Annotated in this window: 20 protein-coding genes; 13 read left to right on the forward strand and 7 right to left on the reverse strand. The window is 59.8% G+C overall.

Going from position 1 to position 21,827, the window contains the following annotated elements:
• Positions 1–126 precede the first annotated feature (126 nt).
• The 7 genes from DA915_RS23220 (at position 127) to DA915_RS23250 (ending at position 7,076) form a co-directional block, all read left to right on the forward strand.
• A complete protein-coding gene (locus tag DA915_RS23220) occupies positions 127–600 on the forward strand; it encodes a ribonuclease H (protein WP_107677541.1) in 474 nt (157 codons plus the stop codon).
• Positions 601–909: 309 nt separating this feature from the next.
• A complete protein-coding gene (locus DA915_RS23225; protein WP_162686919.1) occupies positions 910–1,602 on the forward strand; it encodes a FadR/GntR family transcriptional regulator in 693 nt (230 codons plus the stop codon).
• Entirely contained in the window at positions 1,599–2,771 is a 1,173-nt protein-coding gene (locus DA915_RS23230) for a PLP-dependent transferase (protein ID WP_107677433.1), read from the forward strand. The genes DA915_RS23225 and DA915_RS23230 overlap by 4 nt, the downstream gene beginning before the upstream one ends.
• Positions 2,772–2,809: 38 nt before the next feature.
• Positions 2,810–4,069 (forward strand): sugar ABC transporter substrate-binding protein, encoded by a 1,260-nt coding sequence (locus DA915_RS23235; protein ID WP_107677434.1) that lies wholly within the window; start codon positions 2,810–2,812, stop codon positions 4,067–4,069.
• Between the two features lie 147 nt (positions 4,070–4,216).
• Positions 4,217–5,161 carry a carbohydrate ABC transporter permease gene (locus DA915_RS23240; protein WP_107677435.1) on the forward strand — a complete coding sequence of 315 codons (945 nt, stop codon included), beginning with the start codon at positions 4,217–4,219 and terminating at the stop codon, positions 5,159–5,161.
• A gap of 3 nt (positions 5,162–5,164) precedes the next feature.
• Positions 5,165–5,995: a carbohydrate ABC transporter permease gene (locus DA915_RS23245; protein ID WP_107677436.1), complete on the forward strand. Its 831-nt coding sequence runs from the start codon at positions 5,165–5,167 to the stop codon at positions 5,993–5,995.
• A gap of 4 nt (positions 5,996–5,999) precedes the next feature.
• On the forward strand, positions 6,000–7,076 hold the full coding sequence (locus DA915_RS23250) for an ABC transporter ATP-binding protein (RefSeq protein WP_107677437.1): 1,077 nt from the start codon (positions 6,000–6,002) through the stop codon (positions 7,074–7,076).
• Positions 7,077–7,086: 10 nt separating this feature from the next.
• On the opposite strand, the gene DA915_RS23255 is transcribed toward DA915_RS23250, so the two are convergent.
• The 5 genes from DA915_RS23255 to DA915_RS23275 are packed head-to-tail and all read right to left on the reverse strand — an operon-like array spanning position 7,087 to position 12,125.
• The gene (locus DA915_RS23255) at positions 7,087–8,085 is read right to left on the reverse strand and encodes an ABC transporter ATP-binding protein (protein ID WP_107677438.1); all 999 of its coding nucleotides are present in this window, start codon (positions 8,083–8,085) and stop codon (positions 7,087–7,089) included.
• A gap of 12 nt (positions 8,086–8,097) precedes the next feature.
• Positions 8,098–8,922 (reverse strand): carbohydrate ABC transporter permease, encoded by an 825-nt coding sequence (locus tag DA915_RS23260; protein WP_107676922.1) that lies wholly within the window; start codon positions 8,920–8,922, stop codon positions 8,098–8,100.
• Between the two features lie 12 nt (positions 8,923–8,934).
• The gene (locus tag DA915_RS23265; RefSeq protein ID WP_107676923.1) at positions 8,935–9,807 is read right to left on the reverse strand and encodes a carbohydrate ABC transporter permease; all 873 of its coding nucleotides are present in this window, start codon (positions 9,805–9,807) and stop codon (positions 8,935–8,937) included.
• Positions 9,808–9,861: 54 nt separating this feature from the next.
• Positions 9,862–11,139: a D-tagatose-bisphosphate aldolase, class II, non-catalytic subunit gene (locus DA915_RS23270; RefSeq protein ID WP_107677439.1), complete on the reverse strand. Its 1,278-nt coding sequence runs from the start codon at positions 11,137–11,139 to the stop codon at positions 9,862–9,864.
• Positions 11,136–12,125 carry a sugar kinase gene (locus tag DA915_RS23275; protein ID WP_107677440.1) on the reverse strand — a complete coding sequence of 330 codons (990 nt, stop codon included), beginning with the start codon at positions 12,123–12,125 and terminating at the stop codon, positions 11,136–11,138. The genes DA915_RS23270 and DA915_RS23275 overlap by 4 nt, the downstream gene beginning before the upstream one ends.
• A gap of 328 nt (positions 12,126–12,453) precedes the next feature.
• Here DA915_RS23275 and DA915_RS23285 point away from each other — a divergent pair, with 328 nt between their 5' ends.
• From DA915_RS23285 to DA915_RS23305, 4 genes are all read left to right on the forward strand, one after another.
• Positions 12,454–13,767 carry a sugar ABC transporter substrate-binding protein gene (locus DA915_RS23285; protein WP_107677441.1) on the forward strand — a complete coding sequence of 438 codons (1,314 nt, stop codon included), beginning with the start codon at positions 12,454–12,456 and terminating at the stop codon, positions 13,765–13,767.
• Positions 13,768–14,027: 260 nt separating this feature from the next.
• A complete protein-coding gene (locus tag DA915_RS23295; protein WP_107677442.1) occupies positions 14,028–14,798 on the forward strand; it encodes a galactitol 2-dehydrogenase in 771 nt (256 codons plus the stop codon).
• A gap of 16 nt (positions 14,799–14,814) precedes the next feature.
• Positions 14,815–15,825, forward strand: a complete 1,011-nt coding sequence (locus DA915_RS23300) for a D-altritol 5-dehydrogenase (protein WP_107677543.1) — start codon at positions 14,815–14,817, stop codon at positions 15,823–15,825.
• A 116-nt stretch (positions 15,826–15,941) separates the two neighbouring features.
• Positions 15,942–16,955 carry a LacI family DNA-binding transcriptional regulator gene (locus DA915_RS23305; RefSeq protein ID WP_003510378.1) on the forward strand — a complete coding sequence of 338 codons (1,014 nt, stop codon included), beginning with the start codon at positions 15,942–15,944 and terminating at the stop codon, positions 16,953–16,955.
• 99 nt (positions 16,956–17,054) lie between these two features.
• Here the strand turns inward: DA915_RS23305 and DA915_RS23310 are convergent, their stop codons facing one another.
• Positions 17,055–18,251 (reverse strand): MFS transporter, encoded by a 1,197-nt coding sequence (locus tag DA915_RS23310; protein WP_107677443.1) that lies wholly within the window; start codon positions 18,249–18,251, stop codon positions 17,055–17,057.
• A gap of 124 nt (positions 18,252–18,375) precedes the next feature.
• On the opposite strand from DA915_RS23310, the gene DA915_RS23315 reads away from it, so the two are divergent.
• A complete protein-coding gene (locus DA915_RS23315; protein WP_107677444.1) occupies positions 18,376–19,230 on the forward strand; it encodes a helix-turn-helix domain-containing protein in 855 nt (284 codons plus the stop codon).
• A 137-nt stretch (positions 19,231–19,367) separates the two neighbouring features.
• Here the strand turns inward: DA915_RS23315 and DA915_RS23325 are convergent, their stop codons facing one another.
• The gene (locus tag DA915_RS23325) at positions 19,368–20,258 is read right to left on the reverse strand and encodes a helix-turn-helix domain-containing protein (protein ID WP_003510385.1); all 891 of its coding nucleotides are present in this window, start codon (positions 20,256–20,258) and stop codon (positions 19,368–19,370) included.
• 92 nt (positions 20,259–20,350) lie between these two features.
• Here DA915_RS23325 and DA915_RS23330 point away from each other — a divergent pair, with 92 nt between their 5' ends.
• Entirely contained in the window at positions 20,351–21,622 is a 1,272-nt protein-coding gene (locus DA915_RS23330; protein WP_065695348.1) for a sugar ABC transporter substrate-binding protein, read from the forward strand.
• The last annotated feature ends 205 nt before the right edge of the window (positions 21,623–21,827 follow it).

Below are 21,827 nucleotides of genomic sequence, written 5' to 3' on the forward strand. Positions count from 1 at the left end.
GCTGGCGCAAACATGTCGTCTGCTGTTGAGCGAGAAGGCGGGACAGCATCAGAGCGACAATCCCTTCGCAATGGCCCTGGAACGGCTCGTTTGGCGATTTCCATATCGGTGCTACACACCATCTTCATGGCTGATGCGCTTCACATCTTCACCGACGGCTCCTTCGATAATGCCTCCCGATCCGGAGGATGGGCGTTCGTCGTTCATGAAGCAGGCCATCAAGTCCATTCCGCCTCGGGCAAGACGGTTGGCGCATCGAACAATACGTTCGAGGTCCTCGCCGTCCTGAACGCAATGTCCTGGATCGCCGCCGAGGCGCCAACACGGGCAGTCACGCTCTGGACGGACGCTGTTCATGTCATTGAAGGCTGCCGCCGATATAGGGCCATCTGGCGCACCAACGGCTGGAAGCGGATCACGCCTAACCAGCGCACCCGCCGAAGACCGATCCCCGACAGGGAAATCTGGCAGCAGCTCGACAATCTGCTGGAGCGGCATCCCCATGTGGTCGTGGAATGGTGCAAAGGGCATTCCGGCACTGTCGGCAATGAGTATGCCGATGCATTGGCGAGTGGGGTAGCCCGCGCGACGGTGGCTTAGCCGGCGGACGTCAGTCGCCGAGATTCGGTGCGCTAAGCTCTTAACTCCAGTCACTTTCGGTCTCGATCTTTTCCCGTATCGGGCGGTTGCGCGGTACTTTTTTACCGCAACGTCAACCCACGTAATCACGCACGGCGACCTGAATCGTTTCAGGTATTTTGTGCCATTTCGGAGGCACAACAGGACATCGTGAAGGAGTGGCTCCACCAGCATCCGTCCTTGCCGGTTGACAATCCATCCACCCTTTGAAATGGTAAGATGTCAGACCAATTTAGAGGGTGCGTCTTGGACAGATCCAGCCGGGAACTCATGCAGCCGATTCCGCCGAGCGACCGCGTGCGCCAGGTCGAGGCCGCTCTTTCCGACTATGTGGAGCGGGCAGGGCTGAAGGCGGGAGACCGGCTGCCGGCGGAGCGGGAACTGATGGCGGCGCTGGGCGTAGGCCGATCCACTATCCGCGAAGTCATCCGCAAGTTTCAGGCGCTGGGTGTCATCGACAGCCGCAAGGGCAGCGGCAATTATCTGCTGAAGCCGATTTCCGCTGCCACCGTGCATATGCCGATTTCCATCGATGCCGAAAGCTTGCGCGACGCGCTGTTGATGACGCTGGAAGTGCGTCGCGGCATTGAGGTTGAGGCCTCCATGGCCGCCGCGCGCCGCCGGACGGCCGAGGATATAGCGACGATGGAAGCGCGGCTCGATGAGATGGAGCGGGTGCATCTGGCCGAAGGAACCTCCGGCAAGGCCGACCTTGCCTTCCATCTTTCGATTTATGACGCCACCCACAACACGCTTTTCAAGCAGCTTCTGGAGCAGATGCGCGAAGGCTTCGAACGCTTCTGGTCGAAGCCGTTCGACCGCCCGGATTTTGCAGGTCGCTCTTTTCCCTTTCACCGCACGCTGTTCAACGCCATCGCCGCCGGCGATGCGGAGACCGCCCGTGAAGAAACACTGAAAATCCTCGCCGTCGTCGAGGAGGATATCAAGGACATGTCGAAATGAACCAAGGCAACGATCTCTTCGATCCCGCCTCCCTGATCGTCGCCCATGACGAGACCCACGCTTTCGAAGCCGTGGTGCCGCCCCTTGTGCAGACTTCGCTTTTCACCTTTTCCAGCTACGACGAAATGGTTTCCACATATCGCGGCGAAAAGGTGCGGCCGGTCTATACGCGCGGGCTGAACCCGACCGTCAGGATGTTTGAGGAAATGCTGGCAAAGCTCGAAGGCGCGGAAGACGCACTCGGTTTCGCCAGCGGCATGTCCGCCATTTCGTCCACCGTTCTCTCCTTCGTTTCGCCGGGCGACCGCATCGTCGCGGTGCGCCATGTCTATCCCGATGCGTTCCGCCTGTTTGGCACCTTTATGCAGCGCATGAATATCGAGGTGGTCTATGTCGACGGCCGCGACGAGGCGGCGGTTGAAAAGGCTATGCCGGGCGCGAAGCTGTTCTACATGGAAAGCCCGACCAGTTGGGTGATGGAGGCCCATGATGTCGGTGCGCTCGCCGCGATTGGCAAGCGCCATGGCGCCGTCACCGTCATCGATAATTCCTGGGCAAGCCCTGTCTTCCAGCAGCCGATCTCGCTCGGTGTCGATCTTGTCGTGCATTCGGCGTCAAAATATCTCGGCGGGCACAGCGATGTGGTCTCCGGCGTGGTTGCCGGTTCCAAGGCGATGATCGACCGCATCCGGGCAGAAACCTATCCTTATCTTGGCGGCAAGATGTCGCCTTTCGATGCGTGGCTGCTCATTCGCGGGCTTCGTACCCTGCCGCTGCGCATGAAGGCGCATCAGGCCTCGGCGCTGGATATCGCAACCCGCCTGCAGGCGCTCGATGTGGTGGAAAAGGTCTGCCATCCGGGACTGGCGAACCGCTTGCCGCCCGGCCTCAACGGCACGTCCGGCCTGTTTTCCTTCATTTTCAAGGAAGGGGTGGATGTGCGCGCTTTTGCCGACCGCCTCAAGCTTTTCAAACTGGGTGTTTCCTGGGGCGGGCATGAAAGCCTGATCGTCCCCGGCGAAGTGGTGCTCGAACAGAAGGCGCAGCCGAACTCCGCCCACACGTTCGGCATCAGCGCGCGTTCGGTGCGCCTGCATGTCGGACTGGAGGGCACGGAAGCGCTCTGGAACGATCTCGAACCCGCGATCAAGGCGGCCACGGCCGCCTGACGCATTTTAAACCTGACGACAAAAAAGGGGAGAACGACATGAAAAAACTGGTAGCAGCAGCAATCTTCACCGCCTTGATGACCGGAACGGCGCTGGCGGATACGACCTTGAAACTGGTCGAAGTCATTACAAGTCCCGAGCGAACGGAAACGCTGAAGGGCATCGTTTCGAAGTTCGAAAGCGCCAATCCCGGCACCAAGGTGGAGATCATCTCTCTGCCCTGGAGCGAGGCCTTCCAGAAATTCGCAACCATGGTCTCGGCCGGCGATGTGCCTGATGTGATGGAAATGCCCGACACCTGGCTTTCGCTTTATGCCAATAACGGCATGCTCGAGAGCCTTGAGCCCTATCTTGCCAAGTGGGAACACACCAAGGGTCTGAGCGAGCGCACGCTGGAACTCGGCCGCGATGTGAAGAACACGGCCTATATGCTGCCTTACGGCTTTTATCTCCGGGCCATGTTCTACAACAAGAAACTGCTGGAACAGGCCGGTGTGAAGGAGCCGCCGAAGACGCTCGACGAATTCGCCGATGCCTCCAAGAAGGTCGCAGCACTTCCCGGCAAATACGGTTATTGCCTGCGTGGCGGGCCGGGCGGACTTAACGGCTGGGTCATGTTCGGCGCGTCCATGGCGGGATCGAACGAGTTCTTCACCAAGGACGGCACCTCCACCTTTGACAGCCCTGGCTGGGTGAAGGGCCTGACCTATGTGATCGATCTCTACAAGAACGGGTTGGCGCCGAAAGACAGCGTCAACTGGGGCTTCAACGAGATCGTCGCGGGCTTTTATTCCGGTACCTGCGCCTTCCTCGATCAGGATCCGGACGCCCTTATCGCCATTGCCCAGCGCATGAAGCCGGAAGATTTCGGTGTCATGACCATGCCGAAGGGACCTGATGGCAAGACCTTCCCGACCATCGGTTTTGCCGGCTGGTCGATCATGTCTGCCTCCGCCAACAAGGACCTCTCGTGGAAACTGGTCGAGACTCTCGAAGGGCCGGAAGGCAATATCGAGTGGAACAAGAAGACCGGTGCGCTGCCGGTGCACAAGTCGGCGGAGAAGGACCCCTTCTATGCCAGCGAGCAGTTCAAAGGCTGGTTCGATGAGCTGGCGGACAAGAACGCCGTACCGACGACGATGCCGACCTATCTTGAGGAATTCGCCTTCTTCAAGGATTCGCTTGTCATCAAGACATCGCAGGAAGCGCTGCTCGGCGATATCACGCCGGAAGACCTCGCCAAGCAATGGGCTGATTACATGACCAAGGCGCAGCAGAAGTTCCTGGCCTCCAAGTAACGATACGGGTCGGCCGCGCGGGCGTTGATGCCCGTGCGGCGGTCTTGCCGGGCCTTCGCTGCGGCGGGCCTATTCTTGAAATTTTCGGATCGGCCGGCGCGAGGCTGGAAACATGTCCGTTCCGTCGTCCGATCAGGGAGCGATACAATGTCCTATGCCCATGGCGCCGGGCCGGTGGCCGCGCGCAAACCAGCTGGCAAACCAGCGATGCGAAGGTTTGCCGACTGGGCCGAACCCTGGCTTTACAGCGCCCCGGTGCTCGTGCTCATCGTCGCCGTCATGCTGGTGCCGCTGGTACTCGGCCTTTCCTATGCGTTTCGTGATGTGCAGCTGCTCAATCCGTTTTCCGGCGGTTTCGTCGGCCTGAAACATCTGGAGGCGCTGTCGCAGGATGCGGCCTTCTACCGGGCGCTGAAAAATACGCTGTGGTGGACCGGTGCTTCGGTGTTTCTGCAATTCTTCTTCGGCCTCATTCTAGCGCTGCTGCTGGACAAGCCTTTCGCGGGCAGGGGGCTGGCGCAGGCGCTGGTGTTTCTGCCATGGGCGGTGCCAACGTTCCTCGCCGGTCTCAACTGGGCATGGCTGTTCAACCCCGTCATTGGGCCGCTGCCGCACTGGATGGTCTCGCTCGGGCTTCTCTCCGCACCCAACAATATTCTCGCCGATCCGCATCTCGCCATGTGGGGGCCGATCATCGCCAATGTCTGGTGGGGCATTCCCTTCTTTGCCATCACATTGCTTGCCGCACTTCAGGCCATCCCGCGCGATCTTTACGAGGCGGCGGAAATCGACGGGGCAAACCCGCTGCAACGTTTCACCTCCATCACGCTGCCGTTTCTCGCGCCCACCATCGCCATCACCGTTTTGCTGCGCACCGTCTGGATCGCCAATTTTGCCGATCTCATCATCGTCATGACCAATGGCGGACCGGCAGACCGCACCCAGATCGTCGCCAGCCATATCTTCACCCAGGCCTTCCGGCGTCTCGATTTCGGCTATGCCTCGGCTATCGCGTTGGTACTTCTGGTGCTGCTCCTGGCCTATTCCATGCTGATCGTGCTCTTGCGCCAGCGCCTGATCGAGAAGGACTGACCGATGACATCAAGGATATTTCTCACCCTTGCCCATCGTCTGGCGATCCTCGCATACATCGCCTTTGCGCTGTTCCCGCTGTTCTGGCTGCTAAAGGTTTCGGTGACGCCGAATGACCTGCTTTATAGCGAAGGCGTGCGAATGTGGCCGTCGCACGCGACGCTGGATCATTATCGATATGTCATAGAAAACAGTGCCTTCCCGACGTTTTTTAAGAACAGCGTCATCGTCGCGGGCTCCACGGCAATTGCCGTGACGATACTCTCTTCGCTCTCGGGTTACGCGCTGTCACGCTTCCGTTTCAAGGGCAAATACTGGATCGTCGCCCTGATGCTGATCACCCAGATGTTTCCGCTGGTCATGCTGGTCGCGCCGATCTTCAAGATGCTGTCGCCGCTCGGCCTCACCAACAGCCTGACCGGTCTCGTGATCGTCTACGCCGCCTTCAATGTGCCCTTTGCGACCTTCCTGATGCAGTCCTTCTTCGACGGCATTCCGAAGGATCTGGAAGAGGCGGCAATGATCGACGGGGCGAGCCGGTTTACGGCCTTCCGTCAGATCATCCTGCCGCTGACATTGCCGGGTATTGCCGCCACTCTGGGCTTTGTCTTCACCGCCGCGTGGAGCGAGCTGCTGTTTGCGCTGATGCTGATTTCGGGCAACCAGAGCGCCACGTTCCCGGTCGGGCTTTTGACTTTCGTTTCAAAATTTTCCGTCGATTTCGGGCAGATGATGGCGGCGGGCGTTCTTGCGCTCATTCCGGCCTGCCTCTTCTTCCTGCTCATTCAACGTTATCTCGTGCAGGGCCTGACGGCCGGCGCGGTGAAAGGATAATCCCATGGCTTCCATCGAGCTGAAGAATGTCAGCAAGACCTATGGCGATCTCGCCGTGCTGCACGGCGTCGATCTGAAGATTGACGATGGCGAATTCATCGTCCTCGTCGGCCCCTCCGGCTGCGGAAAATCGACGCTGCTGCGCATGATCGCCGGTCTCGAAGAAATCTCGTCCGGCGACCTGTCCATCGACGGCGAGCGCGTCAATGATCGCAGGCCGAAAGACCGGGATATCGCCATGGTGTTCCAGTCCTATGCGCTTTATCCGCATATGAGCGTCGCCGACAATATGAGCTACAGCCTGCGCCTGCGCCGCAGCACGAAGGAAACCATTGCGGCCGCCGTGGCCGGTGCTTCGGCGAAACTCGGTCTCGATCCATATCTGGCGCGCCGTCCGAAGGCACTTTCCGGCGGCCAGCGCCAGCGCGTCGCCATGGGCCGCGCCATCGTGCGCCAGCCCAAGGCCTTTCTGTTCGATGAGCCACTCTCCAACCTCGATGCGCGGCTTCGTGAACAGATGCGGGCCGAAATCAAGCGCATGCATGCCGATCTCGGTGCCACCTCGGTTTACGTTACCCATGACCAGATCGAGGCGATGACGCTCGCGTCGCGTATCGTCGCGATGAATGCCGGCCATGTGCAGCAGATCGGTGCGCCGCTCGATCTTTACGATCGCCCCGCCAATCTGTTCGTCGCCGGTTTCATCGGTTCGCCGGGCATGAATTTTCTGGAAGGACGGATCGGACGGGAGAATGGCGGCAGTTTCGTCGTGCTCGGCGATGGTACGCGCCTTGAACTCGGCCGCGATGTGAAGCTTGCCGATGGTGAGCCGGTCACACTCGGTATCCGGCCGGAACATGTCACCGTCTCGCCTGCGGATGGCGCTGTCGAGGCGACCGTCGATCTCGTCGAGCCGACGGGTCTCGGCATCATCCTGCACCTGACCGTGCATGGATTGCCCTTCAAGCTGTTTTCGTCTGATCGGGCGCTGTTGCAGCCGGGCAAGTCCCTGCGGGTCGGTTTCCCGCAGGAACGGCTTCATGTCTTTGACAGAGACGGTGTCAGGATCGGTGAGGCCTGAACTTAAGGCCTCATATTGCGATGCCCTTTTCATCGAACCTGTGGATTTTGGTATCATCGGGGGTGATAAACACGGTATCGCCATGCCTGCATTCGAACTCACCATCGGTCCTTGCAGTGATCGGGCCGATGCCCTGGACGTCGAGGTGGAGGAAGGTATCGGAGCCGAGATGTTCGGCGACGGTCACCTTGCCCTGCCACAACCCACTTTCTTTCGACAGCACCAGATGCTCTGGCCGCACGCCGGCGGTAGTCGCTCCCTTTTGCCGGGCGTAATCGCCGGTCACCAGGTTCATGCGCGGCGAACCGATGAAACCGGCGACGAAGAGGTTGCGCGGTGTCTTGTAGAGCTCCATCGGCGAGCCGACCTGCTCGATATTGCCGCGGTTGAGCACCACGATCTTGTCGGCCATGGTCATCGCTTCCACCTGGTCGTGGGTGACGTAGATCATCGTCGTCTTCAGCGTGTTGTGCAGCTCGGAGATTTCCAGCCGCATGGTGCCGCGCAACGCCGCATCGAGGTTGGAGAGCGGTTCGTCGAACAGGAACGCCTTCGGTTCGCGCACGATGGCGCGGCCGATGGCGACACGCTGGCGCTGACCGCCGGACAGTTGCGAGGGCCGGCGTTCGAGATAATCGGTAAGGTTGAGGATGCGGGCGGCATCGTCGACCTTCCTGTCGATCACCGCCTTGTCGAGCTTGGCCATCTTCAGCGGGAAGGCGATGTTGTTCCTGACACTCATATGCGGATAAAGCGCATAGGACTGGAACACCATGGCAAGGCCGCGTTCGGCCGGGGCCTTTTCGGTGGCGTCCTTGCCGTCGATGACGATCTTTCCGCCGGAGACATCTTCCAGCCCGGCGATCAGGCGCAACAGCGTGGACTTGCCGCAGCCGGATGGGCCGACGAAGACGACGAACTCGCCGTCATGGATGTCGAGATCGATCGACGGGATGACTTTTGCCTCGCCGAAGAGCTTGGACACGTTCTGAAGGGAAATGCTGCCCATTATTGTCGTTCCTTATTTCACGGCGCCGAAGGTGAGGCCACGCACGAGTTGTTTCTGCGAGAACCAGCCGATGACGAGAATGGGGGCGATCGCCATCATCGAGGCGGCCGAAAGTTTTGCCCAGAACAGCCCCTGCGGCGAGGAGAAGGAGGCGATGAAGGCCGTCAGCGGTGCTGCATTGGTGGTCGTCAGCCGGATCGTCCAGAAGGATTCGTTCCAGGCAAGGATGACGTTCAAAAGCAGCGTCGAGGCAATGCCCGGAACCGCCATCGGGGTCAGCACATGCACGATCTCGTTCCACAGCGATGCGCCATCCATGCGGGCTGCCTCAAGAATCTCGCCGGGGATTTCGCGGAAGTAGGTGTAAAGCATCCACACCACGATCGGCAGGTTGATGAAGGTGAGCATGACAGTGAGGCCGATGCGGGTATCGAGCAGGCCGGCATTGCGGAAGATCAGGTAGATCGGCACCAGCACGGCAACCGCCGGCATCATCTTGGTGGAAAGCATCCACATCAAAATGTCCTTGGTGCGCTTGGTCGGCGAGAACGCCATGGCCCAGGCGGCGGGAATGGCGATGATGAGTGCGATGATCGTCGAGCCGAGCGACAGCACCACCGAGTTCATGAACGGCTTGAAGTAATCACGCTGGGTCTGCACGGTGATGTAGTTTTCGAGCGTGCCTGACGGAATGAGGCTGAAGCCTGATATCGCCTCCGGCTCGGTCTTGAGCGAGGTGAGGAAGGCGTAAAGGATCGGGAAGAACAGCAGAAGCGCCACGGCCCATGCCGCGATGGAAAAGCCGATCTTTGCGCGTGTGGTTGTCTTGCGGGCCATGATCGCTTCTCCTTAACGGTCGAGGTTCTTGCCGACGGCGCGCATCAGGAAGATGGCGACGATATTGGCGAGCACGACGGCGATGATGCCACCGGCCGATGCGCCGCCGACGTCGTAACCCAATAGCGCCGTGCGATAGATGAGGAAGGCAAGGTTGGTCGAGGCATAACCCGGGCCGCCATTGGTGGTGACGAGGATTTCCGCATAAACGCCGAGCAGGAAGATCGTCTGGATCAAAATGACGACCGTGATGGCGCGGGCCAGATGCGGCAGCGTCAGGTAGACGAAGCGGTTGATGAAGTTGGCGCCATCCATCTCGGCCGCTTCCTTCTGTTCTCCGTCGAGCGATTGCAGGGCGGTCAAGAGGATCAGCGTTGCAAAGGGCAACCATTGCCAGGCGACGATGATGACGATGGAAAGCAGCGGAAACTGCGCGAACCAGTCGACCGGCTGCAGGCCGAAGAAGCGCGACAGATCGGCGAGCACCCCGTAACCGGGATGCATGATCATGTTCTTCCACACCAGTGCTGCGACAGGCGGCATGACGAAGAACGGCGAGATGATCATGATGCGCACGATGCCCTGACCGAAGATGTCATTGTCGAGCAGCAGCGCAATGGCGATGCCGCCAACCACCGTGATAAGCAGCACGCCGCCGACGATCAGCAGCGTATTCCAGATCGACTGGAAGAAAGCCGGGTCGGTGTAGAAATACTGGTAATTGAACAGGCCGGCGAAGCTGACATTGGCGGGGTTGAGGAGATTGTAGTTCTGGAACGAGAACCACAAAGTCATCGCCAAAGGCACGATCATCCATACCAGCAAAAGCAGGACCGACGGCGCTAGCATCACCCGCGCCAGACCGCTCGTGTTTCGTGTTGCCATGATAGTCCCCTCCCAGAAAGACACCCGCCGGGGCATCCGAATTTAATGATTGTCTCAGTGGCGACCTTCGCCCGTTGCTGCGTGGTAGGTCGCCAGTACCTGATCCACCGCCGCGACCAGAACCTCCTCCATATCCTTGCCTGCAACCGTCGCGAGCGGTAGCTCGCCGAGATACTGCCGCAGCAGGGTCTCGGGAATTGTCTTCCCATCCAGTGCCTTGTGCAAGGCGGAAACGGCCGCAAGCGCCTCCGGCCGCGTCCAGTAATAGCGGATACGGTCGCTGTAGCTGTAGTGGCGCTGCAATCGGAGCGTGATGTCATCGCCATGATAATGTCCGCGCCAGTCACCGGGCGAGGAGAGCATCAGCTCCTCCATGGTCCGCGCCAGGGGACGATCGCCATAGTCGCTCACCATCTCGGATGCGATCATGTCGAGAGCGTAAAGCGCCTCGCGATAGGCGAAGGTCAGGCCGGGACCCACTTTCAGGATGGGATATCCATCGCATACCAGTGTCGTGAGCGCGGCCTGTGTCTGGTAATCGGTGGAATGGGCCTCGAAAACCAGTTGCGGTTCGGCATCCAGTACGGCGCTCAAGGCAATGGCTGCCTGCGGATCATAAGCGACGACATTGTCGCTGCCGAATTCCACGCCGGGCTGCACGACGAAGGCGATGACCCGTTCGAACGCATCGGAAAGACCATGCCGTGCGAAGATTTCGCGGTGAAGCTCGATTGTCTGGCGCGCTGCCTGCGGCTCCGTTGGTGCAACCGTGTCTAGCACATGATCGGCGCCGCCCGGCACCGGCACTTCGGTACCGAGAATATAAAGCGGTTTTGGCAAGCCGGACTCGATGGCGGCCTTTTCGGCGACGGCCGCGAGTTTAGCGGCCCGGTTGGCAATCGTGACGTCGTCCAGCGCTGCCGGCTCACCGTCGCAGCCCATCGATGCATCAAGATGGATCTTGCGAAAACCCGCCGCCACATAGGCCTCGACCATCGCGGCGGCTTTTGTCAGCGCATCTTCGGCCTTTTCCCTGCGCCAGGGATTGGGGCCGAGATGATCGCCGCCAAAGATCACCAGTTCGCGGGGCAATCCTTCTTCCTCGGCAATGCTGTTGACGAAGGTGACGAAGTCCCGCGGTGTCATGCCGGTATAACCGCCGAGGTGATTGACCTGGTTGCAGGTGGCCTCGATCAGCACCGGTGTTTTGCCGGCGGCGGCGCGGCGAATTGCGGCGCGCAAAACCACGGGATGGGCGGAGCAGACTGAGGTGATGCCAGCGGGCCTGCCGGAGCGGCGCGCGGCGGCGAGATTTTCGAGTATGCCGGTCACAGGATTTCCTCCGACAGTTGCGCGGCCAGAAAGGTGTCGAGTTCGGAAAGGCTGACGGCGCCCTCCATCGGGCCGCGGCGGGTGACATTGTGCGCGCCGGCGGCATTGGCGTAGGCGAGCGCCTTTTGTGGATGCATGCCGAGGCGGCGGCAGGTGAGATAGGTTGCGCCGAAACAGTCGCCGGCACCGGTCGGGTCGACTTCGCGAACCCTCAGGCCGGGGGCGTCGATACGTCCATGGGTGCGGCTGAAATGGCTTGCGCCATCCGCACCGCGTTTCAGCACGATCTCGCCGATCCCGGACGCGAGCAGCTTTTCGATCGCTGCGTCCTCGTCATCCAGACCTGAGGCGGCCTGAAGCTCTTCGCCGGAAGGCAGCAGAAGATCGGTGACGCCAAGGAGATCATCGATCAGCCTGCGGCCGGCATCGTCCTGCGCCAGTTCCTTGCGGATGTTCGGATCGAAGGACACCGAGCCGCCGCGCGCCTTGACGCTTTTGATCGCTTCCAGAATGATCTCGCCAATACCGGCAATCGCGAAGGCCGATCCCATGACATGCACATGCCCGGCTTTTTCAATGAGGGCGTGCGCTTCATCCGTCATATGCGTTTCGCGCGCCGCCGAATGGGCTATGTTGAAAACGAAGTCCCGTGCGCCATTTTCCCGGTAACGCACGAAGGCGCTGCCCGTCGGCCGGTCGGCTATTGTGGCGATGGCCGAGACATCAACGCCGTCGCGGCGAAGCCTTTCGACATTGAGACGGCCGAAATCATCGTCACCAACTGCGGCAATGATGCCGGCGCTTCCGCCGCAACGCGCCACCTGATCGGTGAAGATGGCCGGTGCGCCGCTCGGGAAGGGGCCGATCAGCGATTGCGGTTCGAGAAACCCGTCGCCCACCGTCGTCGCCATGATTTCCACGAGGATTTCACCTGTCGTGATGGTCGGACCTTTCGTGTGCGGCGCCAGTGCGGATGTCTGCCTCATCGTCTACTCCTCATGCATTCGGTCCCGGCCTTTCGGGCGAGGAAAATCCCGCCATTTCGCGGACTCTTGCTTTCGGATATCATTCAAAAATTTACGCGCGTCAATATATGTGATGATAAAAATTTTGCTGCATCGCAGCGGGTTGGCTGCTCGATGAAATAATTTTTGAAGATGTTATTCGCGGTAAAACAATCATTTATGGTATTTTCGGCGACGTGGCCGTGATTGGTTTTATTTTCGTATGTTGACAAAGGAGTGAATTTTGAAGGATAAAAAGTTTACGCATGTATTGTTATGCGTGGACATCCGTAAAGGAGGAGCGGGTATCATGAACAAATTTATGGGAATTCTGTCATCGTCCGTGGTCGGCATCGGCCTTTTCGCCGGTCTTGCGCAGGCGGAAGAAATCAACATCGCCACCGTCAACAATGGCGACATGATCATTATGCAGAAGCTTTCCAGCGCCTGGGAGAAGGAAACGGGCAACAAGATCAACTGGATCGTGCTGGAAGAGAATGTCCTGCGCGAGCGTGTCACCACCGATATCGCCACCAATGGCGGCCAGTTCGACATCATGACCATCGGCGGTTATGAAGCGCCGATCTGGGGCAAGCAGGGCTGGCTGGCGCCTGTCGATGATCTCGGCAACGATTACGATTACGCCGATCTGCTCGACCCGATCAAAAAGGGCCTGACGGTGGACGGCAAGCTTTACGCCGTGCCGTTTTATACCGAAAGCTCGTTCACCCTTTACCGCAAGGACCTGTTCGACGCGGCCGGCCTGAAGATGCCTGATAATCCGAGCTACGATCAGATCAAGGACTTCGCCGCCAAGTTGACCGACAAGTCGAAACAGCAATATGGCATTTGCCTGCGCGGCAAGCCGGGCTGGGGCGAGAACATGGCTTTCCTCGGCACCATGATCAACACCTATGGCGGACGCTGGTTCGACATGGACTGGAAGCCGCAGCTGACGAGCGAGCCGTGGAAAAAGGCGATCTCGGATTACGTCGCGCTGATGACCTCTTACGGCCCGCCCGGTGCGGCAGCCAACGGCTTTAACGAGAATCAGACGCTGTTTTCATCCGGCCGCTGCGCCATGTGGATCGACGCCACCTCGGCAGCAGGCCGGGTCTATGATCCCAAACAGAGCCAGGTCGCCGACAAGACCGCTTTCACGCGGGCTCCGGTGGAGGCGACGCCGAACGGGTCGAGCTGGTCCTGGTCGTGGAACCTTGCAATTCCGAACAGCACGAAGAAGCTCGAAACCGCCAAGTCCTTCGTCAAATGGGCGACCTCGAAGTCCTATGTGAAGACGGTCGGTGAAAGCGAAGGCTGGGTGGCCGTGCCGCCAGGCACGCGCAAATCCACCTATGAGCTGCCGGAATACAAGAAGGCGGCGCCCTTTGCGGATACGGTGCTGAAGGCCATCATGTCGGCCGATCCGTCGAAACCGACCAAGGATCCGGTTCCCTATACCGGCGTGCAGTTCGTCGCCATACCGGAATTCCAGTCCATCGGCACGGTTGTCGGCCAGCAGATCGCGGCAGCCCTTTCCGGCCAGCAGACCGTCGATGCGGCGCTTGAGGTCGCACAGAAACAGGTCGAGCGTGACATGACCCGCGCGGGCTACATCAAGTAGCCGCGTCCTCCCGGCGTGCCGCCCGTCCGCCTCTTTGGCGGCGGGCGGCATGGGTGGCCCCACACCCGTCGCCCTCATTCCTGTGCTTGTCACAGGAATCCAGCCAGCCCAAGTCCTTGGGCTGAAAGAACTCTCTCAGCCGCGTGAAAGCCACGTCGACTGGATTCCTGTGACAAGCACAGGGATGAGGGGGTGAGAAAATTGCATCTAACAACAAGCGAGCATGGCCGAGTTGTCCGCCATGCATCACGGAGATCGACATGAGATTGAACAACAAGGTCGCGCTGATTACCGGCGCCGCCCGCGGTATCGGCCTTGGTTTTGCGCAGGCTTTTGCAGATGAAGGCGCAAAGGTCATCATCGCTGACATCGATATCGCCCGCGCAACAGCCTCTGCCGCCGCCATCGGTCCTTCCGCCAGGGCCGTAAAGCTGGATGTGACTGACCTTGGTCAGATCGATGCGGTGGTGAAGGTGGTGGATGAGGAATTCGGCGGCATCGATATCCTTGTCAACAATGCCGCTATCTTCGATATGGCGCCGATCAACGGTATTACCGAAGAGAGCTATGAGCGGGTTTTCGACATCAATCTCAAGGGACCGCTTTTCATGATGAAGGCCGTCTCCAATGTCATGATTGCCCGTGCACGGGGTGGCAAGATCATCAATATGGCGAGCCAGGCCGGCCGTCGCGGTGAGGCGCTCGTCACGCTTTATTGCGCCTCCAAGGCCGCGATCATTTCCGCCACGCAATCGGCGGCGCTGGCGCTCGTCAAGCACGGCATCAATGTCAACGCCATCGCGCCCGGTGTCGTGGATGGTGAGCACTGGGAAGTGGTCGATGCACATTTTGCCAAATGGGAAGGCCTGAAGCCGGGGGAGAAGAAGGCGGCGGTGGCGAAATCCGTGCCGATCGGCCGTTTTGCCACGCCCGACGACATCAAGGGGCTGGCGGTTTTCCTCGCCTCTTCCGACAGCGACTATATTCTCGCCCAGACATACAATGTCGATGGCGGCAACTGGATGAGCTGAAAAGCCGGAGATGACCATGCATGCCATTCAATTCGTCGAGAAGGGACGCGCCGTGCTGGCGGAGGTTACGGTCGCCGATCTGCCGCCCGGCCACGCCCTCGTGCGGGTCAAGGCTTCGGGGCTTTGCCACACCGATATCGATGTACTCCATGCACGTTATGGCGACGGTGCCTTTCCCGTCATCCCGGGCCATGAATATGCCGGTGAAGTCGCGGCCGTGGCCGCTGATGTGACTGGCATCAAGGTTGGCGAACGGGTGGCGGTCGATCCCAATCTGCCCTGTGGCGTCTGCGCGAGTTGCAGGAAGGGGCTTACCAACCTCTGCAGCACACTGAAGGCCTATGGCGTCTCCCATAATGGCGGCTTTGCGGAGTTCAGCGTGGTGCATGCCGATCACCTGCACCGCATCGGTTCCATGCCCTATCATGTCGCGGCATTGGCAGAACCGCTCGCCTGCGTCGTCAATGGCATGCAGAGCGCGGGCATCGGCGAGAGTGGTATCGTACCGGAAAACGCGCTGGTTTTTGGTGCCGGCCCCATCGGCCTGCTGCTTGCCTTGTCGCTGAAATCGCGCGGCATCAGGACGGTGACGATTGCCGACATCAATGAAAGCAGGCTGGCCTTCGCCGAGGATCTCGGGCTTGAGGTGGCGGTTTCCGGCTCGGAAGCGCTCCTGCGGCAACAGAAATCGTTCGATTTCGTGGCCGATGCGACCGGCATCGCCGCTGTTGCGGAAGCGATGATCCCGCTGGTTGCCGATGGCGGTACGGCGCTGTTCTTCGGCGTCTGCGCGCCGGATGCCCGCATTGCTGTCTCGCCCTTCGAAATCTTCAGGCGTCAGCTGAAGCTTGTCGGTTCACATTCGCTGAACCGTAACATTCCGCAGGCGTTAGCTATTCTGGAGACGGATGGTGATGTCATGGCGCGGCTGGTGTCGCACCGACTGCCGCTTTCGGAGATGCTGCCGTTCTTTACGAAAAAGCCGTCCGATCCGGCTACAATGAAAGTGCAATTTGCGGCCGAATGATCTTTTGGCCGTTGATAACCACATTCGACCGGCTTTTCGTGCGAAGGCCGGTCGATATAGAGTACCACATGTAATATTTCATGGGGGCAAGCACTTTGGCCAAATCTATCAGGACGATGGAAGAGTTTTCGGAATTCGTCGGCCTTTCCCGCCCGACCGTTTCGAAATACTTCAATGATCCGGCCTCGGTCCGCAAGAAGACCCGGGATGCCATTGAGGACGCGCTGAAGAAATCGGGCTTCAGGCCCAATATCTTTGCCGTGAACCTCAACCGCCGCCGCTCCAATATCATCGGCATCATCATCCCGAACTCGACGGACCCGTTCTATATGGCGCTGACGAGCCGTATAGAACTCATCGCCAATGAGGCGGGGTTCCTTGCCTTCGTGCTGTCATCAGACGGCAAGGCGGAGATTGAAGACCGCGCCATCCGCACCTTCAAGTCGATGAATGTCGCGGGCGCCATCATCGCCCCGCTCGGTGTCAAATCCCACCGCGCCACGCTGGAGCAGCTCGCGGCCAGTATTCCGATCGTTTATGTGGATTCGCCTCTCGATGAGACCTCGGCCTTTGTCGGCACCGACAACCGCCAGAGTGTCGGGCTGATGGTGGATTATCTCTGCCGTTCGGGCGAGCCGCCCTGTTTCTTCGACATGCCGCAGGTCAACACCAATGCCGCGACCCGCCGCACGGCTTACGTGGAGGCCATGCAGCGCCTCGGTTTCGAGCCGCATGTGATCGATGTCCCTGATATCGTCACCTGGGATTTTGAACGTTTCGCCTTTGATGAAGCGTCCCGGCTGCTTGATGGGGCAGGGCTTTTGCCATCGCGCACCATTCTGTGCGCCAACGACCGTATCGCCTTCGGCGTCATCGCCGCCGCCTTCCAGAAAGGGATCAAGGTTGGTCACGGTGCGGATTACGATCTCCGGGTCGCCGGCCATGATGATCATCCGCTGTCGCGTTACGCCTGCCCGCCGATTACCACGGTGGCGCAGAACTATAACGAGATCGGCAGGCTCTCGATCGAGCTTCTGTTGCAGAAGCTGGATGAAGAGGCGGACGACGCAACCCGGATGCGCGAGCGCATTCTCCTCAGCGCCGATCTGATGTTGCGTAAATCGGCCTGACGGTTTTTGGCCGGAGTGCGGTCTTCGCTTAACGGATCACGGCGATCACCTGAGTATCACAGGTGACCGCCGTGATGAAAAGCGTTGAACGCAAGGCTTTTAGCGGTGGCTTGGCAGCTTCGGCAACAACACTGTCAAAAGGCCGAGCAGCGGCATGTAGGAGCAGATGCGATAGACGAATTCAATGCCTTCCTTGTCCGCATAGACGCCCAGAACCGCCGCCCCGATACCGCCGAAACCGAAGGCGAAACCGAAGAACATGCCGGCGATGAGGCCGACACGGCCCGGCACCAGTTCCTGTGCGAACACCACGATGGCCGAGAAGGCCGACGAGAAGACGAAGCCGATCACCACGACCAGAACCGCCGTCCAGAACAGGTTGGCATAGGGCAGCATCAGCGCGAAGGGAATGACGCCGAGGATCGAGAACCAGATGACCACGCGGGAGCCGAAACGGTCACCGATCGGGCCGCCGAAGAACACACCGAGCGCCGAAGCCCCGAGGAAGAGGAACAGCAGAACCTGCGCGTCCTGCACGCCAAGACCGAACCGGTCGATCGTGTAGAAGGTGAAGTAGCTGGACAGGCTGGCGAGATAGGCGTTCTTGGTTGCGGTCAGGACCACCAGAACGAGAAGCGTCATCATAACCGTGCCGCGTGCCAGCGGCAGGGCGCGGCTGACAGGGGCCTTGCCGACGGTGGCGCGGCGATGGCGGGTATACCAGACGCCGACCCACGAAAGCACGCCAAAACCGACGAGCGCAATCAGCGAGAACCAGCTGAGGCTCGACTGGCCGAGCGGTATGACGATGAAAGCGGCGAGCAGCGGGCCGATGGCCGTTCCGGTATTGCCGCCGACCTGGAAGAAGGACTGTGCAAGGCCATGACGGCCGCCGGATGCCAGGCGCGCAACGCGCGAGGCTTCCGGATGGAAGATCGCCGAGCCAATGCCGATGAGGCAGGCGCCGATCACCAGAACCTCGAAACTGTGGGCGAAGGCGAGCGTGATGAGGCCGGCGCAGGTGGACAGCATGGCGACGGGCAGGGAGAAGGGCATGGGCCAGCGATCGGTCACCATGCCGACGACCGGCTGCAACAGCGATGCGGTGACCTGAAAGGCGAAGGTCAGCAGCCCGATCTGCATGAAATCGAGCGCGTAATTGGCCTTCAGCAGCGGGTAAAGCGACGTCAGCAGCGATTGCATGATGTCGTTGAGCATATGGCAGAAGCTCGCGGCAGCGATGATTGAAAACGCCGTGCGTTGCGGGTTGAACCCGGCGCTGGTGACGGTGGCCATGGTGTATCCTCTCCAGATTCCCGATGGAAGGGCGGGAAACGTGTCTTTATTTCTTCCCGCTTTTATTCATATTGTTTCTGGCCTGCATTTGTGTTCTGGACGAGTTTCTTTGTGAGTGGGCCAAATGGCAAAAATCAAATCGCGGCCGCCTGCAGGGCTGACGCAGGACGAGCATGAACGCAGTCTGAAATTGATCGACGGCACCAATGAACCGGTGCTGGCGCTTTGCCGCGTCTATCCCACGGGGCACCGAACCCCGCCCCACAGCCACAGCCGGGTACAGATCTGGTGTGCCCGTCAGGGTGTGGTGTTGGTCAGCACCGCCGATGGGCGCTGGATGATACCGCCCGGTCATGGGCTCCTCATTCCTGCCGGGCTGCAGCACGAGGCCGAGACCATTTCCACGGTGGAGATGCACTCGATCTACGTTCATCCTGATCTCTTCCATGCCGGCGCGCCGCGGGTGGTGGAAATAACCGATCTCGCCTCCAGCCTGATTTCGGAACTGCTGGCTGAGGAACACCAGCCGTCGGCATTTCATCGGCAGGGCCTCGTGCGCGCGCTTTTGCTGGACGAGGTCAACCGCCTGCCGGAAAGGCCGCTCGGATTGCCTTTTCCCGATAATCAGCGTCTGGCTGCGCTCTGCCGCGATTTCCTCAAGAAGCCCGTAGCACGGGTGGAGATCGACGACTGGGCGGCAGCCATGGGAATCAGCCGCCGCTCTTTCACGCGCCTGTTCCGCCGGGAACTCGGGGTGAGTTTCGTGACATGGCGCCAGCAGGCCTGCATTTTCGCTTCACTGCCGAGGCTGGCGGCCGGCGAGGCGGTGACCAATGTGGCGTTGGATGCCGGTTATGAAAACATTCCCGCCTTCACCACCATGTTCCGGCGGATGCTCGGCAGTTCGCCCCGGGCTTATCGGCAGGCGGCGCGGCAGCGCGGCGGAGCTTTTCCGAAACCGGAACAAATTGGGGACTAGGCTTCACGCTCCTCCTCATCCCTATGCTTGTCACAGGGATCCAGCCCGCCAAAGTCTTGAGCTGAAAAGAGTCCTCTCGCCGCGTAGACGCGCGTCGACTGGATTCCGGTGACAAGCACAGGAATGAGGGAGGTGCCCTAAGCCGCCGTCGCCCGCATGTCGCGGCGGAAATCGGAAGGTGACATGCCGGCGATCTGGCGAAACGCCTTGTTGAAGGCGCTGACGGAGCCGAAGCCGCTTTCCATGGCGATCTGCAGAATATTGTCCTTGCCGGTCATCAGCATTGCCTGTGCACGCGAAAGGCGTAGCAGGGTCAGATATTTGATCAGCGTCATGCCTGTGGACTTGCGGAACAGGTTCATCGCATATTTCGGATGCAATGATGCGGCGCGGGCAATATCGGTCGCGTCGATATCGTCGAGGAAATTGGCGGCGATGAAATCGCACATGCGCACCACGCCGATGGATGGCGCCATGCCTTCCTCATCCTCTCTGTGTTTTGCATCGGCGGCGGACGATACGACGGAATAGGGTTCGAGAAACATCCGTTCCACCCGCAGCAGCAGTTCCTCCACCGCATGCTGCGCTCTGGCCGGATCGCCTGAGGCGACATAGCGGAACCAGCGGCCGAAATTCTCCTTATCCGCCAGGTCAGTTTCGGCGCTCACCATTGTGGCGCCACCCATCAACTGGCTGGAGACGGCGGCAGGCAGGCGCATTCGGAAGAAATGCACGAGCGGCAGATGCGCGCCCGCATAAAAGGAATCGTCGGAGGAGCGGTCCATCTGGTGCGGCTGGCCACCCCAGAAAATGCACATCTGGCCGGCCTCGAGCGAGAGTTCATGATCGCCCATGCGGTAATGCACCGATCCCGACATCACATAATTCACCTCCACCTGCGCGTGCCAGTGGGGGCGGAGCATGATGGGCGGGTGATTATGAAAGAGCTGAAGCGTTGTCGGCATGCCTTCGATGCTGCTCGCACCCGGTTGGTAGAAGGCTCTTTCGGCAATCTTACTTTCCGCCAAATCGGTGTTCCCTTTTTACGAGACAGATTTCCTGCCGCCGCTAATGTGCCCATGTTCGCTTAAGAACGGCAATTGAAAAAGGGAGGTTTTCAATGTGCTTGAAATTTCTAGGCGCGTCTACCGCTATGCTGCTTCTAGCAGCCCCGGCTTTCGCGCAAACCGAGACCGTCACCATCTGGAGCTGGAATGTCGCGGCTTCCGCGCTGAAATCCACGGTGGAAGGTTTCAATAAACAGAATCCAGATATCAAGATCGTCGTTGAAGACCTTGGAAACAATCAGGTTTTTGACAAGACGCTTGCCGCCTGCGCAGCCGGTGGTGATGGTCTTCCGGACATTGTCACCATAGAGAATTTCGAGGCGGAGCTGTTCTGGAGCCGCTTCCCCGATTGTTTCGCCAATCTGACCGAGCTTGGCTACACGCCTGAGAAACAGGCGCTTTTCCCTGATTTCAAGCGCACGGAACTAGAGGTTGACGGCGTCGCCTATGCGGTTCCGTGGGACTCGGGTCCGGTGGCGGTGTTCTATCGCCGCGACTTCTATGAAAAGGCGGGTGTAGATCCCGCCACCATCAAAAGCTGGGATGATTTCATCGCTGCGGGCAAAAAGGTCATGGCTGCCAATCCCGGCACGGTGATGGCGCAAGCCGATTTCAACGGCGACAGCGAATGGTTCCGCATGATCGCCAATGAACAGGGATGCGGTTACTTTTCGACCGATGGCCAGAGCATCACCATCAACAAGCCCGCCTGTGTCGCGACCCTTGAAAAGGTCAAGGAGATGAAAGACGCCGGCATCATCACGGCCGCGATCTGGGATGAAAAGATCCAGGCCAATACGGCAGGAAAGGCCGCAAGCCAGATGTATGGCGCCTGGTATGAAGGCACGGTGCGTTCCGGCTCTCCTGATCTTTCCGGCAAATGGGGCGTCTATCTGATGCCGAGCCTGACGCCGGATGGCCCGCATGCGGCCAATCTCGGCGGTTCGTCACTCGCAATCAGCTCGACATCCCAGCACAAGGAGGCCGCTTGGAAATATATCGATTACGCGCTGACCACCAATGAAGGGCAGGTGACGATGTTGAAATCCTTCGGCCTCGTTCCCTCGCTGCTGTCAGCCATTGACGATCCTTTCGTCAAGGAAAAGCAGGCCTATTGGGGCGGGCAGGCTGTGTGGACCGATATTCTCGCCACCCTGCCGAAGATTGTGCCAAGCCGCGGCACGGCGTTCCAGTCGGATGCCGATGCGATCTACAAGGCGACGCAGACGAAGTACTTTGCGGGCGGGTACCCCGATGCGAAGGCCGCGCTGGATGATGCGGCCAAGCAGATCGAAACGGCAACAGGTTTGCCGGCCGCGGAGTAAACAGTCGGTAGCTGATGGACCGAGCGGGTGCCGCGCGTTTCTTCTCCCCGAGGGGGAGAAGTCCGCGGCAGCGGGATGAGGGGCGAGGCCAGCGATAGACCGCGAGCTAGCCCCCTCATCCGGCCCTTCGGGCCACCTTCTCCCCCACGGGGAGAAGAAACGCGCGGTACCGCCTTGCCATGGCCTCGCCCTCAAACGGGGGCAG

The organism is Agrobacterium sp. LAD9, assembly GCF_003031125.1.
GTDB lineage: Bacteria > Pseudomonadota > Alphaproteobacteria > Rhizobiales > Rhizobiaceae > Agrobacterium > Agrobacterium radiobacter.